At 71.3% G+C, this 14,600-nt stretch carries 12 protein-coding genes; 10 read left to right on the top strand and 2 right to left on the bottom strand.

Going from position 1 to position 14,600, the window contains the following annotated elements; translation table 11 throughout:
• Positions 1-3 precede the first annotated feature (3 nt).
• Together OG521_15075 and OG521_15070 are read right to left on the bottom strand one after the other, a co-directional pair.
• The gene (locus OG521_15075) at positions 4-1,392 is read right to left on the bottom strand and encodes an alpha-2,8-polysialyltransferase family protein (protein WUW22045.1); all 1,389 of its coding nucleotides are present in this window, start codon (positions 1,390-1,392) and stop codon (positions 4-6) included.
• Positions 1,392-2,369, bottom strand: a complete 978-nt coding sequence (locus OG521_15070) for a glycosyltransferase (protein ID WUW22044.1) — start codon at positions 2,367-2,369, stop codon at positions 1,392-1,394. The genes OG521_15075 and OG521_15070 overlap by 1 nt, the downstream gene beginning before the upstream one ends.
• A 209-nt stretch (positions 2,370-2,578) precedes the next feature.
• On the opposite strand from OG521_15070, the gene OG521_15065 reads away from it, so the two are divergent.
• The 10 genes from OG521_15065 (at position 2,579) to OG521_15020 (ending at position 14,586) form a co-directional block, all read left to right on the top strand.
• Complete coding sequence (locus OG521_15065; protein ID WUW22043.1) at positions 2,579-3,928, top strand: hypothetical protein; 1,350 nt, start codon at positions 2,579-2,581, stop codon at positions 3,926-3,928.
• A gap of 32 nt (positions 3,929-3,960) precedes the next feature.
• Positions 3,961-5,205, top strand: a complete 1,245-nt coding sequence (locus OG521_15060) for an acylneuraminate cytidylyltransferase (protein ID WUW22042.1) — start codon at positions 3,961-3,963, stop codon at positions 5,203-5,205.
• Between the two features lie 15 nt (positions 5,206-5,220).
• Entirely contained in the window at positions 5,221-6,156 is a 936-nt protein-coding gene (locus OG521_15055; GenBank protein WUW22041.1) for an N-acetylneuraminate synthase family protein, read from the top strand.
• Positions 6,157-6,167: 11 nt separating this feature from the next.
• Complete coding sequence (locus OG521_15050) at positions 6,168-7,226, top strand: hypothetical protein (protein ID WUW22040.1); 1,059 nt, start codon at positions 6,168-6,170, stop codon at positions 7,224-7,226.
• A 197-nt stretch (positions 7,227-7,423) separates the two neighbouring features.
• On the top strand, positions 7,424-8,662 hold the full coding sequence (locus OG521_15045) for an amidohydrolase (protein WUW22039.1): 1,239 nt from the start codon (positions 7,424-7,426) through the stop codon (positions 8,660-8,662).
• A gap of 138 nt (positions 8,663-8,800) precedes the next feature.
• Entirely contained in the window at positions 8,801-9,841 is a 1,041-nt protein-coding gene (locus OG521_15040; protein ID WUW22038.1) for a BMP family ABC transporter substrate-binding protein, read from the top strand.
• Positions 9,842-10,110: 269 nt separating this feature from the next.
• Positions 10,111-11,769, top strand: coding sequence for an ABC transporter ATP-binding protein (locus OG521_15035; protein WUW22037.1), 1,659 nt, complete (start codon positions 10,111-10,113; stop codon positions 11,767-11,769).
• Positions 11,766-12,881 carry an ABC transporter permease gene (locus OG521_15030; GenBank protein WUW22036.1) on the top strand — a complete coding sequence of 372 codons (1,116 nt, stop codon included), beginning with the start codon at positions 11,766-11,768 and terminating at the stop codon, positions 12,879-12,881. The genes OG521_15035 and OG521_15030 overlap by 4 nt, the downstream gene beginning before the upstream one ends.
• Positions 12,878-14,167 (top strand): ABC transporter permease, encoded by a 1,290-nt coding sequence (locus OG521_15025; GenBank protein WUW22035.1) that lies wholly within the window; start codon positions 12,878-12,880, stop codon positions 14,165-14,167. Before OG521_15030 ends, OG521_15025 begins: the two co-directional genes overlap by 4 nt.
• The gene (locus tag OG521_15020) at positions 14,164-14,586 is read left to right on the top strand and encodes a cytidine deaminase (GenBank protein WUW22034.1); all 423 of its coding nucleotides are present in this window, start codon (positions 14,164-14,166) and stop codon (positions 14,584-14,586) included. Before OG521_15025 ends, OG521_15020 begins: the two co-directional genes overlap by 4 nt.
• Positions 14,587-14,600 lie beyond the last annotated feature (14 nt).

Here is a 14,600-nt window from a genome sequence, read left to right as displayed (position 1 = left end):
GCGTCAGCCCGCCGCGGCCCGCTTCAGGGTGCGGGCCTTGCGGGCGAGCCGGCGGACCGTCGCGTTGCGCGGGATGAACGCGAGCTGTGCGGGGATGGCGCCGGGCAGGCCCAGTGCGGTCAGCCGGCGCCGTTTGAAGTAGCGCCAGAGGCTGTCGTGGTGCCGGCTGAGGTAGCGCTCGGCGTCGGGGCGCAGCGCGGCCTGGATCTGCGGCTGCATGGCGTACCCGACCGCGGCGAGGAGACCCGTGGGCTCGCCCCGGACCTCCTCGGCGGACGGCAGCGACCAGCCGGTGACCGCGGCCGGGTCCTCCAGGTCGGGCAGCAGCGCGTCGACGATCGTCAGGGGGACGCGGTTGCTGTTCTGGTACGGGGTGAGCTGCTCCAGCAGCGGGCCGGTGCCGACGCGGGCGACCGGGAGCCCGTAGAACGAGGCGGCGGTCAGCAGCGCGGTGGAGAAGCAGCCGACGACCAGCGCGGGACGCATGGTGTCGAACAGTGTCTCGGCCAGGACCGGGCTGTCGAGCACGGTGAGTTCGGCGCCGAGCCGCTCCGCCTCCAGCTCCAGCGCCCGCGCCCAGTGGGCCGGCGCGCTGGGGTGCGGCTTGAAGACGACCCGGCGGTGGCCGAGGGCGACGGACCCGCGCAGCATCCGCGCGTGCAGGTCCTCCTCCTGCTGGGGCGTGAGGATGCCCAGCGTGGAGAGGTACTGGCCGAGCAGCAGCGCCGGTCCGGGGCCCCCGTCGTCGTCGGGCAGGTCCGCCGGCCCCGGGAGTTCGCCCAGCACCTTCAGGAAGACGTCCGTCGGCACGATCTCCGGCTCCACGCCGAACTCGGTGAGCAGCAGCGGCCGCAGGCCCGGTACCAGGTCCAGGTGGAGCAGCCGGCGGATGCGGGTGCCGACCAGCTGGTCGAGCTTGCTGCGGGTCGGTCCGTAACTCATCAGCCCGTCGGCGTAGATGTGCACCGGGCTGTCGCCGAAGACCGTGGTGAGGGCCTGGGCGGGGTTGGCCTGGATGGACTCGCAGGCGATCTCGACCGGTTCGTCGCCGAGGTCCCAGGCCTGCCGCACGGCCCGCTCCCAGAGCGAGGCGTCCTGCTCCCGGGGCGACCAGCCGGCGGGGTGGAACGGCCGGATGAAGTCGTTCCAGGACCGCACCGTGTCGAACTCGGACGCCAACTGCTCGAATCCGGGCCGCCGGTGCAGTGGGGTCCCCAGCTCGGGGGAGGGCGAGGTGTCGCTCACGACGAGGATGCGCCGGTGCTCGGAGCGCGGACCGAACTGGCCCGCGCGCAGGGCCGCGACCAGGGTGGCGACCGCGTACTGCGTGCACGCGGAGAAGATCTGGGTGGTGGACCGGCCGACCGGCGCGGTGTACGTGCTGCCGGGCATCAGGCCGCGACCTCCCGGGAGACGGAACGGCGGCGGACCCGCCGCAGCTGGCCCGCGCGGCGGTCGCCCAGCGAATTCAGCGTATCGGCGAGAATTTCCTGCGGCATGCGCCGCAGGGAAGCCGCGCTCATGGAGCGCAATTTCCGGGCCACTGCTGGTTCGAACCTTTCGATGGATTCCAAGTGGTGCGCCATGACCGCGCAATAGGTGCGCACCGCCTTGGGCAGCAGCCGGTCCGCCTCCGGATCCCGGGCCGTTTCCTCCAGGACCTGGTCGAATGCCCGGATGAAGTCCAGCTGGCGCACATCTCCGATCTGGGTGAGCGAGGACGCCACCCCGCGCCGGTAGAAGACGCCCGGCAGGCCGACCACCGCGAACGATTCCGCCTCACGGTGCAGCCGCCAGATCCAGGGCCGGTCCTCCGCGGTGCGCAGCCCGTCCCGGAACCGCAGCACCCCCGAGTCCGCGAGCCGCCGGTGATAGGCCCCGGCCCAGGCGTACGCGTAGTCGACGGGCGTCGACCGGTCGGACGGCAGGATCACGTCGCGCGGGTTCAGGACGGTGTCGCGCAGACCGTGCGGGACCCGGTGCACGGTGCGCACCCGGTCCGTGAACTGCACGTGGTCCGTACGGACGAAGTCGCATCCCAGCCCCGTGATGGCGGCCAGCAGCCGCTCGTAGTGGCCGGGCACGACCCAGTCGTCGCCGTCGAGGAAGGTGAGGTACTCGCCGCGCGCCGCGTCGATACCAGTGTTGCGTGCGGTGGCCAGGCCCCCGTTCCTCTCGTGTCCGACCAGGACGGCACCCGGGATCTCGAGCTCGGCGCGCCGGAGGATCTCCAGGGTCCCGTCGGTCGAACAGTCGTCGACGAGGATGAATTCGAAATCATCACGGGCATTGGCCCGCAGACTTCGCAAGGTATCGGGGGCATAGGCCCGTACGTTGTAGAACGGCACGATGACGGAGAGCTTAACCACGCGTCACACGCTAGGCGGAGGTCCGGCATTTGCCCTTGACCTGATGGGGACGGCAGGTGAACGACGAATGTCGAAGTGATGAACCAGGTCCATTCCTCACCGGGAGCGGGGCATTTGTGAGGGTGATTCGCCAAGCGTCGGCGGGCTGTTAACCCGCTGTTGCCATCGCGTTGGGCCGCCCATCGAAATGCCTTCCTAAGTTTTGGGACGTGCCCCCACGTACCGAAAAGACGAGCGCTCTCCGGGTCGCCGTCCTCGCCGACTCCGACACCCGATGGAAGTGGGGCGCGCTCACCGCGCGCCGGCTGACCACGGGCGACGGAAGCGCGTCCACGCCGCCCGCGCAGATCAGCGGACTGCTGCTCCGCGGCCGGGCGACGCCGACACCCCGACAGCTCGCCGAGGTCGGCGACGTCGGCATCGACACCGACCGGGTGCGCGAGGTGACGGCCGTCGAATTCCTGCACGCCGTGCGGGACGAGGGGTACGACCTCGTGGTCCTCGCCCTCGTCGGCGGGGCAGTCCAGGCGATGGTGCACGGCCTCGCGGCCCTCCGGCTGCCGGCCCGGCCCGTCGTCGTCACCGGTTACGTCGGCGTCGTCTACGAGAAGCTCGCCGACGGACTGCTGCTGCGGCACGGCGCCGACGTCGTCCTCGCCAACTCCCGCCACGACGCGGAGCGCTTCCGCGCGGTGTACGAGGGAGTGGGCGCCGACGCGTCGGCCGTCACGGAGGCCGCCCTGCCGTTCCTCGGCGGCGCCCCGCACACCCCCGAACAGGGCCGCGACACCGTCGTGTTCGCCGCCCAGCCCTCCGTACCGGCCTCCCGCGCCGACCGTACGTACCTGCTGCGCAGGCTCGTCGAGCACGCCAGGCTGCACCCGCGGCGCGAGGTGCTCCTGAAGCTGCGCTCCAGGCCGGGCGAGCACACCACGCACATCGAGGAACTCCCCTACCAGCGGCTCGCCGAGCGGCTGCCCGGCGGACTCCCGCCCAACTTCCGCCTCGTGTACGGGCACATGGGCGAGGTCCTGGACCGCACCGACCTGCTGGTCACCGTCTCCTCGACCGCCGCCCTGGAATCCCTGCACCGGCGCATCCCCACCGCCGTCCTCACCGACCTCGGGGTGCGCGAGACCCTCGGCAACCACCACTTCATCGGCTCCGGCCTGCTCACCTCCTGGGACCACCTCGACGGCGGCGCCCACCCGGAGCCCGACCCCGCCTGGCTGGCCGGCCAGGGCGTCGCCGCCGACGGCAGCTACGGAACGGCCTACGACACCGCCCGCGCCCGGGCCACCGCCCTGCTCGCGCAGGACCGGCTGCCGGACCTCGCGCCCTACTACACACCCGCCACCGCTCCCGGCTACCTCCCGGGCATCCTCGCCCGCCACCACCTGGCCCCCGACGGCCACCCGCTGCCGGGCGCCGCCGGGCCCCGGGAGACCGGCCGGGTCAGGGGAGCGGTGCGCGAGGCGGTCCGCGACGCGGCCCGGGGCGCGTACCGCCACGGCGTCCAGCGGGTCGCCCCGGTCATCCGCCGGATGGGCGAGCTGTGAACACCACCACCGGAACTCTTCCTGGAGCAGCGATGACGCAGCCCACCAAGCAGCCCACCGTGCTCGCCGTGATCCCCGCCCGCGGCGGATCCAAGGGCGTCCCCGCCAAGAACCTCGCCCAGGTCGGCGGTGTCCCGCTCGTCGTCCGCGCGGTCCGCGCCTGCCTCGCGTCGGGCGAGGTGACGGACGTCGTCGTGACGACCGACGCCCCGGCCGTCGCGCAGGCGGCCCGCGCCGCCGGCGAGAGCCTCGGCGAATCGGCCCGGGTGCACTGCGTCCAGCGCCCCGAGGCCATCGCCGGCGACACCGCGACCAGCGAGGCCGCCGTCCTGCACGCGCTGGACACGTACGAGGCCGAGCACGGCCGGAGCGTGGACGTCGTCCTGCTCGTCCAGTGCACCAGCCCCTTCGTCGCCCGCGAGGACATCGACGGCGTCGCCGCCGCGGTCGCCCGCGAAGGCGCCGACACGGCCGTCACCGTCGCCCCGTTCCACGGCTTCCTGTGGCGCGACGGCAGCGCGGTCGAGGACCACAACTACGGCGTCAACCACGACAAGGCCGTCCGCCCGCGCCGCCAGGACCGTCCCGAGGACCTCCTCGAAACGGGCGCCGCCTACGCGATGGACGCGGCGGGCTTCCGCACCCACCGCCACCGCTTCTTCGGCCACACCGCCCTGGTGCGCACCGACCCGGCCCGCGTCCTGGAGATCGACGACCCGCACGACCTGGCCCGCGCCCGCGCCCTGGCCCCGCTCCTGGACCCGGCACCGCTGCCCACCCGCGAGGACATCGACGCCGTCGTCCTCGACTTCGACGGCACCCAGACCGACGACCGCGTCCTCATCGACTCCGACGGACGCGAGACCGTCGCCGTCCACCGCGGCGACGGGCTCGGCATCGCCGCCCTGCGCAAGGCGGGCGTCCCCCTCCTGATCCTCTCCACGGAACAGAACCCGGTCGTCGCCGCCCGCGCCCACAAGCTCCGCGTCCCCGTCCTGCACGGCATCGACCGCAAGGACCTCGCGCTCAAGCAGTGGTGCGACGAGCAGTCCATCGCCCCCGAACGCGTCCTGTACGTCGGCAACGACGTCAACGACCTCCCCTGCTTCGCACTCGCCGGCTGGCCCGTCGCCGTCGCGAGCGCGCACGACTCGGTACGCGCCGCCGCGCGCGCCGTGACGAAAACCCCCGGCGGCTTCGGCGCCGTCCGCGAGATCGCGGCCTGGCTGCTGGGCCCCACCCTCACCACTCCCACCCTCACCACCCCCGCCAAGTAAGTAAGGAACACCCTCATGAGCACCTCCCGACTGCGCACACTCGGCGACCGCACCGCGGGCCCCGGCCACCCCGTCTACGTCACCGGCGAGATCGGCATCAACCACAACGGCGACCTCGACAACGCCCTCAAGCTGATCGACGTGGCCGCCGAAGCCGGCTGCGACGCCGTCAAGTTCCAGAAGCGCACCCCCGAGATCTGCACCCCGCGCGACCAGTGGGACATCGAGCGCGACACCCCCTGGGGCCGGATGACGTACATCGACTACCGCCACCGCGTCGAGTTCGGCGAGACCGAGTACCGCGCCATCTCCGAGCACTGCGCCGAGCGCGGCATCGACTGGTTCGCCTCCCCGTGGGACACCGAGGCCGTCGCCTTCCTGGAGAAGTTCGACGTCCCCGCCCACAAGGTCGCCTCCGCGTCCCTCACCGACGACGAGCTGCTGCGCTCGCTGCGCGCCACCGGCCGCACGGTGATCCTCTCCACCGGCATGTCGACCCCGCGCCAGATCCGCCACGCGGTCGAGGTCCTCGGCTCGGACAACATCCTGCTCTGCCACGCCACGTCGACGTACCCGGCGAAGGCCGAGGAGCTGAACCTGCGCGTCATCAACACCCTCCAGCAGGAGTACCCCAACGTCCCGATCGGCTACAGCGGCCACGAGACGGGCCTGCAGACCACCCTCGCGGCCGTCGCGCTCGGCGCCGCGTTCGTCGAGCGCCACATCACCCTCGACCGCGCCATGTGGGGCTCCGACCAGGCCGCGTCCGTCGAGCCGCAGGGCCTGACCCGCCTGGTCCGCGACATCCGCACCATCGAGGCGTCCCTCGGCGACGGCGTCAAGAAGGTGTACGAGTCGGAGCTCGGCCCGATGAAGAAGCTCCGCCGGGTCCCGGGCGTCGTGGCGGAGAGCGGCGAGACGGCCCAGGCCGCCGAGCCGGTCGCGGTCTGACGGGCAGACCGGTGAACCTCGCCTTCGTCGAGAGCCCGGTCCAGCTCCTGAACGTCCTGGAGTGGGCCTACACAGAGGGAGGCGGCGGCCGTGTCGTCGCGGACGTCACCGTCGTCGTCCTCCCTCCGGTCGACCCGATGTCGCGCGGTCAGCTGCGCCGGATGGCGGAGCTGGCCCGCGACGAGGGCATCACCGTGCGCTGGCAGGAGGCGCGCGGCGACTCGGGCACCCCCCTGAAGTCGCTGCGCGCCCTCACCAAGCTCGTGCGCAACGCCGACCACATCGTCATCGGCGACCCGTTCTCCCGTTACGTACAGCTCCTGCTCACCCTGGTCCGCCCCCGCCGGCTCACCGTGGTCGACGACGGCACCGCCACCATGGAGTTCGTCACCCAGATGACCCGCGGCGAACGCCTCACCCGCTGGCACCGCCGCGGCGGCTCCGGCCCCCGCGACCTGGCCCTGGCCCCGGTCTCGGCCACCGCCCGCCGCCGCTTCACCCCGTCCGCGGCGCGCGAGGTCGAACTCTTCACCGCGATGCCGGTGATCCCGCCGCCCGGCATCAGCCTCATCCCCAACACGTTCTCCTGGACCCGCTCCCGCTTCGGCCCGCCGCTGCTCACCAAGGGCGCGGACCTGGTCGGCACCTCACTGGTCGAGACCGGCGTCGTCGACCGCGCCCCCTACCTGGAGGCGGTCGCCGCCCTGGCCCGCACCCACGGCGCCACCCGCTACTTCGCCCACCGCCGCGAGTCCACCGAGAAGCTCCACGCCCTGGAGGCCGCCACCGGTCTGGAGATCGTCCGCCCCGACCTCCCCCTGGAACTCATCGCCCGCCGCGGCCCCATCGGCCGCACGGTCCTGAGCTTCCCCTCCACGGTGGTCCACACCCTGCCGCTGGCCCTGGTCGGCACCGAGGTCAAGGTCGCGGTCTGCGACATCGCCCCGGAATGGCTCCGCGAAACGGCGTCCCCGAGAGCCCAGGGCTTCCTGGCCGGCGTCACGGAGACGGCCCGCGACGTCCAGCGGCTGGCACCCTGGCGCGCCACGGCGGTGACGACGGAGGCGTGAAAAGGGAGGGGGTGGACGCGGCCGGTCGGCGTCACCCGGTCGCGCGGTCCGGGGGTCAGTACCGCCCCAGGCGGCCGGGCAGTTTACCCACGCTGCGGCAGCGCCACACGCCGTGACCCGGTCATTTATTCGTCTATGTGGCTGAACTTTTCTTGTTTCATGGTCAGTTGGAGGGGGAACAGCCTTACCCTTCACCAGTGAACCACTCGACGTCCCGCGTTTGCGAAGCCCAGCCGCTCACGGAGAAGGCCCTGCCCGGCACGCTGCCCGAAGCGCTGCGCGCCGAGCTGATCGCCTTCCGTCGTGATCTGCACATGCACCCCGAGCTCGGCAACCAGGAGTTCCGCACCACCGCGGCCATCAAGGCCCGGCTGGAGCTGGCCGGGCTCGTGCCGCGGGTGCTCGCCTCCGGGACGGGGCTCATGTGTGACGTCGGGACGCGGGACGGGTCGACGCCGCCGATGCTCGCGCTGCGGGCCGACATCGACGCGCTGCCGATCCCGGACACCAAGGCGGGCGTCCCGTACCGCTCCACCGTCCCCGACCGGGCGCACGCCTGCGGGCACGACGTCCACACCACCACCGTCCTCGGCGCCGGCCTCGTGCTCGCCGAGCTCGACCGGCAGGGACTGCTGCCCAGTCCGGTGCGGCTGATCTTCCAGCCGGCCGAGGAGGTGCTGCCCGGCGGGGCGCCCGACGCGATCGAGTCCGGGGTGCTGGAAGGTGTCGGGCGGATCATCGGGGTGCACTGCGACCCGAAGGTCGACGTGGGGCGGATCGGGCTGCGGGCCGGGGCGATCACCTCCGCCTGCGACCGGCTGGAGGTGTCCCTGGACGGGCCCGGCGGCCACACCGCCCGCCCGCACCTGACCACGGACCTGGTCACCGCCGCCGCGAAGGTGGTCACCGAGGTCCCCGCGCTGCTGGCCCGCCGGGCCGACGCACGGGCCGGGCTCGCGCTGACCTGGGGGCGGCTGGAGACCGGGCACGCCTGCAACGTCATCCCGCAACACGCCGAACTGTCGGGCACGGTTCGCTGCCTGGACCTGACGGCGTGGCGCGAGGCGCCGGACCTGGTGCACGCCGCGATCGACGAGGTGGCCGGGATGCACCGCGCCAAGACGGTGATCAACTACATCCGGGGTGTCCCGCCGGTGGTGAACGACGCGGCCGCGATCGATCTGCTGGCCGGCGCGATGTCCGCCCGCCGCGGATCGTATGCGATCGAGGACACCGAACAGAGCCTGGGAGGGGAGGACTTCTCCTGGTATCTGGAGCACGTGCCGGGCGCGATGGCGCGGCTCGGGGTGCGGACGCCCGGCGACACGCGCGGGCTGGACCTGCACCGGGGCAACTTCGACGCGGACGAGGAGGCGATCGCCGTAGGGGTGGAGCTGTTCACCGCTTCCGCTCTGCTTCACGGCAACCATCCGTAACCGGACAGGTCACCCCCGGTTCGCGACGATCCGATAACGGCTTCCGTACAGGGCTTTATCTGACATCTACGCGCGTTACGATCGCCGCGAAACCAGCGCCGGAAGAGGCGCTTCGGTCAGGTTTGAAGGAGCCTTCCCTTGCGCCGGGTATCCAAGATCACCGCAGCTTGTGCCGTTACCGCGGCGCTGGCACTCACCGCCACCGCGTGCGGCAGCTCGTCGGACGAGAGCAGCAGCTCCGACGACGGCCAGATGAAGATCGGCATGGCCTACGACGTCGGCGGCCGTGGCGACAACTCGTTCAACGACTCCGCCGCCCGCGGCCTCGACAAGGCCAAGGCCGAGTTCGACGCCCAGACGAAGGAGCTCACCGCCAAGAACGGTGAGACCCCCGCCGACCGCGAGCAGCGTCTGCAGTCGCTGGCCGAGGGTGGCTACAACCCGGTGATCGCCGTCGGCTTCGCGTACAAGGACGCGGTCGACAAGATCGCCCCCAAGTACCCGAAGGTCAACTTCGGCCTGGTCGACTCCGTCGCCGACGCGAAGAACGTCGACTCGATCGTCTTCACCGAGGAGCAGGGCTCGTACCTCGCCGGTGTCGCGGCCGCCCTGAAGTCCAAGGACGGCAAGGTCGGCTTCATCGGCGGTGTGGACCTTCCGCTGATCAAGAAGTTCGCCGCCGGTTTCCAGCAGGGCGTCAAGGACACCAAGCCCGCGGCCACGGTGCAGATCCAGTACCTGTCCACCGGTTCGGACCTGTCCGGCTTCGGCAGCCCCGACAAGGGCAAGGCCGCCGCCAAGGGCATGCTCGACAAGGGCGTCGACGTCATCTTCGCCGCTGCGGGCGGCTCGGGTGCCGGTGCGATCGAGGCCGTCGCCGGCCAGAAGGGTGCCTGGGCCATCGGCGTCGACTCCGACCAGGCCCTGGACCCGGCGCTCTCCAAGTACAAGGCGTCGATCCTGACCTCGGTCGTCAAGAACGTCGACACCGGCGTCTTCGACCTGGTCAAGTCCGTCAAGGACGGCAAGCCGCTGACCGGCACGCAGACGTACTCCCTGGCCAAGGGCGGCGTCAGCCTGACCACCACGGGTGACCACCTCAAGGACATCCAGACCCAGCTCGACGCGGCGAAGAAGAAGATCGTCGACGGCACCATCACGGTCAAGACCACGACCTGATCCGTCCCGTAGATCGGGGCCCGGACGAGTGGCTTCGGCCGCCCGACCGGGCCCCGATCGCGTACCCCCGCACCGGGGGTCACCGGCCCCGGTCCGCCACCTGTGATCAGGTGGCCAACGATTCGGTGGCGCTACGCGCGTAGCTCCGGCTCGGGCGCGGTACCTTTTTCCGCCCCCCGCTCACGCCTTCCCGTTTCCGCCCCACCGCCTCCGCCCTCCGCTCCTGCCAAGGAGAGTGCGCCATCAACGCGTCCACCAGTCCTCATGCCGTGGAGCTCCGCGGCATCACCAAGCGGTTCCCCGGGGTCGTGGCCAACCACGACATCGACATCACCGTGCGCCGCGGCACCGTCCACGCTCTCGTCGGTGAGAACGGCGCCGGCAAGTCCACTCTGATGAAGATCCTGTACGGCATGCAGAAGCCGGACGAGGGCACCATCGCGGTGGACGGCGAACAGGCCACGTTCTCCAACCCGGGCGACGCCATCGACCGCGGCATCGGCATGGTGCACCAGCACTTCATGCTCGCCGACTACCTCACCGTGCTCGAGAACGTCGTCCTCGGCTCCGAGAAGCTGTACGGCATCGGCGACCGGGCCCGCGCGAAGATCCGGGAGATCTCCGACGCCTACGGTCTCGGGGTCCGCCCGGACGCCATGGTCGAGGACCTCGGTGTCGCCGACCGCCAGCGCGTGGAGATCCTCAAGGTCCTCTACCGCGGCGCCCGCACCCTGATCCTCGACGAGCCCACCGCCGTCCTCGTACCGCAGGAGGTCGAGGCGCTCTTCGACAACCTGCGCGAGCTCAAGGCCGAGGGCCTGACGGTCATCTTCATCTCGCACAAGCTGGGCGAGGTCCTGTCGGTGGCCGACGAGATCACCGTCATCCGGCGCGGCACGACGGTCGGCACCGCCGACCCGGAGCACACCACCACCAAGCAGCTCGCCGAGCTGATGGTCGGCAGTGAGCTGCCCTCCCCGGAGACCCGCGAGTCGACCGTCACCGACACCCCGATGCTGACCGTCGACGGGCTGCGGCTGACCGCGACCGACCCGGACGGGGTGGTGCGGGCCGTCCTCGACGGCATCACCTTCACCATCCACAAGGGCGAGGTCCTCGGCATCGCGGGCGTCGAGGGCAACGGACAGTCCGAACTGGTCGACGCCATCATGGGCATGCGCACCCTCGACGCCGGCTCCCTCGCCCTGGACGGCACGGACATCTCCCGTACGCCGACGCGCAAGCGCCGCGAGGACGGCATGGCCGTCATCCCCGAGGACCGCCACCGGCACGGACTGCTGCTGGAGGCCCCGCTCTGGGAGAACCGCATCCTCGGCCACGTCACCGAGCGCCCCAACAGCAAGGGCGCCTTCCTCGACCTGAAGGCGGCCCGCGCCGACACCGAGCGGATCGTGCGCGAGTACGACGTGCGCACCCCCGGCATCGAGGTCACCGCGGCCTCCCTGTCCGGCGGCAACCAGCAGAAGCTGATCGTCGGCCGCGAGATGAGCCACTCGCCCAAGCTCCTGATCGCCGCGCACCCCACCCGGGGCGTGGACGTCGGCGCGCAGGCCCAGATCTGGGACCAGATCCGCGAGGCGCGCCGCGAGGGACTCGCGGTGCTGCTGATCTCCGCCGACCTCGACGAGCTGATCGGGCTCTCCGACACCCTGCGCGTCATGTACCGCGGCCGGCTGGTCGCGGACGCCGACCCGGCCTCCGTCACCCCCGAGGAGCTCGGCTCGGCGATGACCGGCGCGGCCAGCGGCCACCTCGAAGCGCCGGAGGAAACCCCGGCGGAGGAAACCCCGGCGGCGGAGCCCCAGGCTCCGGAGAAGTCGCTGCGCCCCGCGGACTCACCGGCACCGGACGAATCGGCCGCCGACCGCACCGACACCGACCCCCGGGACGGGGGAGAGGACCGATGAAGAAGATCGACAAGGAGCGGCTGCTCCTGGGGATCGCGGCCCCCGTACTCGCGATCGTGGTCGCCTTCCTGGTGACGGCACTCGTGCTCGCCGCCACCGGCAAGGAGCCCTTCAGCGCCTTCGGCATCATGTTCGACTACGGCCTGAAGTCGGACAGCCAGGTCTACATCCTCAACAAGGCGACGACGTACTACCTCGCGGGTCTCGCGGTGGCCGTCGGCTTCCGGATGAACCTCTTCAACATCGGCGTCGACGGCCAGTACCGCCTCGCCGCCTTCTTCGCCGCGGCGGTCGGCGGCGCGCTGACCCTGCCCGGCGCCCTCCAGATCCCGCTGATCATCCTCACCGCGATGATCGTCGGCGCGATGTGGGCCGGTATCGCCGGTGTCCTCAAGGTCACCCGGGGCGTCAGCGAGGTCGTCTCGACGATCATGCTGAACGCCATCGCGACCGCGATCATCGGCTATCTGCTCCAGCAGGGCCGCCTCGGCCACCTCGACGAGGCCGGCACCAAGATCTCCACCAAGCCGCTGCCGGAGTCCTCGCACTTCTTCGAGTTCCCGACCACCCCGACACCCGTCTGGGGCTTCATCGTGGTCGCGGTCGTCGCGGGCATCGCGTACTGGTTCACGCTCTCGCGCACCCGGTTCGGCTTCGACCTGCGCACCGTCGGCCAGTCCGGATCCGCGGCCCAGGCCAGCGGGGTGAACGTCAAGAAGATGGTCGTCACCTCGATGCTCATCTCCGGCGCGGTCGCCGGTCTCATCGGCATGCCGACCCTGCTCAACGACAGCTACGAGTACAGCGGCGACTTCCCCGTCGGCATCGGCTTCACCGGCATCGCCATCGCCCTCCTCGGCCGCAACCACCCCATCGGTATCGCGCTCGGCGCACTGCTCTGGGGCTTCCTGGAACGCGGCACCGGAAAGCTGGAGTTCGAGGGGTACGACAAGGAGATCGTCGGCGTCATCCAGGGCGTCATCGTCCTGTGCGTCGTCATCGCCTACGAAGTCGTCCGCCGCTACGGACTCAAGCGCCAGCAGAGCAAGGTCGGCGCGGAACTCGCCGCACAGGCCGCCCGTAACTCCGACCAGCAGGAGGTGTCGGCGTGACCGTCACGGCGACTTCCACCCCGCCCCCCGCGGCCCCCAAGGTCTCCGGCGGCAAGAGCGGCCGCACCCGCCTCTCGTTCCCCGTCATCCTGCTGATCATCGCGGGCGTGCTGCTCGCGCTGTCCGCGGTGCGTGCCATCACCGGCGCGCAGGACGTCACATCGGCCGGGCAGATCAGCGCGGCCCTCGCGATGGCCGTGCCGATCGGTCTCGCCGGTCTCGGCGGCCTCTGGGCCGAACGCTCCGGCGTGGTCAACATCGGCCTCGAAGGCATGATGATCCTGGGCACCTTCTTCGGCGCCTGGGCCGGCTGGCAGACCAACCCCTGGCTCGGCGTACTCGCCGGTGTCATCGGCGGCATGCTCGGCGGACTGCTGCACGCGGTCGCGACCGTCACCTTCGGCGTCGACCACATCATCTCCGGCATCGCGATCAACATCCTGGCGCTCGGCTTCACCACCTACTTCGCCAAGCTGTGGTTCAACTCCGGCGACGCGGCGGCCAAGGGCGGCTCCCCGAAGCAGTCCCCACCGGCCGACGAGATCACCTCGGTGACGATCCCGGGACTCTCGGACGGACTGCACTCCATCGAGAAGCACCACTGGTTCTTCGTCTCCGACCTGGCCGGTGTCATCGGCGGTCTGGTCACCAACGTGTCCCTGCTGACGATCGTCGCCGCGGTCCTCTTCGTCGCCACGTTCTTCATCCTGTGGAAGACCGCCTTCGGCCTGCGGCTGCGCTCCTGCGGCGAGAACCCGGTGGCCGCCGAATCGCTCGGCGTGAACGTCTACACGTACAAGTACATCGCGGTGATCGTCTCCGGCGGCCTGGCCGGACTCGGCGGCGCCTTCCTCTCCCTGGTCACCTCGCACATCTACAACGAGGGACAGACCGGCGGCCGCGGATACATCGGTCTCGCCGCGATGATCTTCGGTAACTGGCGGCCCGGCGGACTCGCCATGGGCGCGGGCCTGTTCGGCTTCGCCGACGCGCTCCAGCTGCGCAACGGCGGCGAGTCCGTCCACGCGCTGCTCCTGCTGCTCGTCGTCGTGCTGGCCGGCATCGCCGCCTGGAAGCTCTACCGCAAGAGCTTCCTCCAGGGCGTCATCAGCGCGGTCATCGCCGCCGCCGTCCTGGTCTGGTACCTCGGTACGGACACGGTGCCCACCGAGTTCGTGAGCGCCACCCCGTACGTCGTCACGCTGCTCGTCCTCTCGCTCTCCGCGCAGCGGCTGCGGATGCCCAAGGCGGACGGCATGCGCTACCGCAAGGGCCAGGGCAAGTGACGCCCACCGCCGGCGCGGACGCCGCCGCCGTCGCGGGGGCCGACTGGGACGCCCTGCGGGCCGCCGCCCGGGACGCCATGTCCCGGGCGTACGCGCCCTACTCCGGGTACCCGGTCGGCGTCGCCGCCCGTGTCGACGACGGCCGCACGATCGTCGGCTGCAACGTCGAGAACGCCTCGTACGGCATCGGGCTGTGCGCCGAGTGCGGGCTGGTCTCCCAGCTGCACGCCACCGGCGGCGGCCGGCTGACCCACTTCACCTGCGTGGACGGTTCGGGCGAGATCCTGGTGCCGTGCGGCCGGTGCAGGCAGCTGCTGCACGAGTTCGGCGGACCGGAACTCGTCCTGGAGACCCCGGACGGCTTCCGCACCCTCGACGAGATGCTCCCGCAGGCGTTCGGCCCCTCGCACCTCGGCTAGAACTCCGTAGGGCA

Source organism: Streptomyces sp. NBC_01463, assembly GCA_036227345.1.
Classification (GTDB): Bacteria; Actinomycetota; Actinomycetes; order Streptomycetales; family Streptomycetaceae; genus Streptomyces.
The sequence above is the reverse complement of the archived record's forward strand: the minus strand, read 5'-3'. Positions and strand labels throughout refer to the sequence as shown.

Bases quoted from the DNA above. Each gene is read 5' to 3' on its own strand.
- OG521_15075 (WUW22045.1), bottom strand. From the start codon at position 1,392: ATGCCCGGCAGCACGTACACCGCGCCGGTCGGCCGGTCCACCACCCAG.
- OG521_15055 (WUW22041.1), top strand. From the start codon at position 5,221: ATGAGCACCTCCCGACTGCGCACACTCGGCGACCGCACCGCGGGCCCC.
- OG521_15030 (WUW22036.1), top strand. From the start codon at position 11,766: ATGAAGAAGATCGACAAGGAGCGGCTGCTCCTGGGGATCGCGGCCCCC.
- OG521_15060 (WUW22042.1), top strand. From the start codon at position 3,961: ATGACGCAGCCCACCAAGCAGCCCACCGTGCTCGCCGTGATCCCCGCC.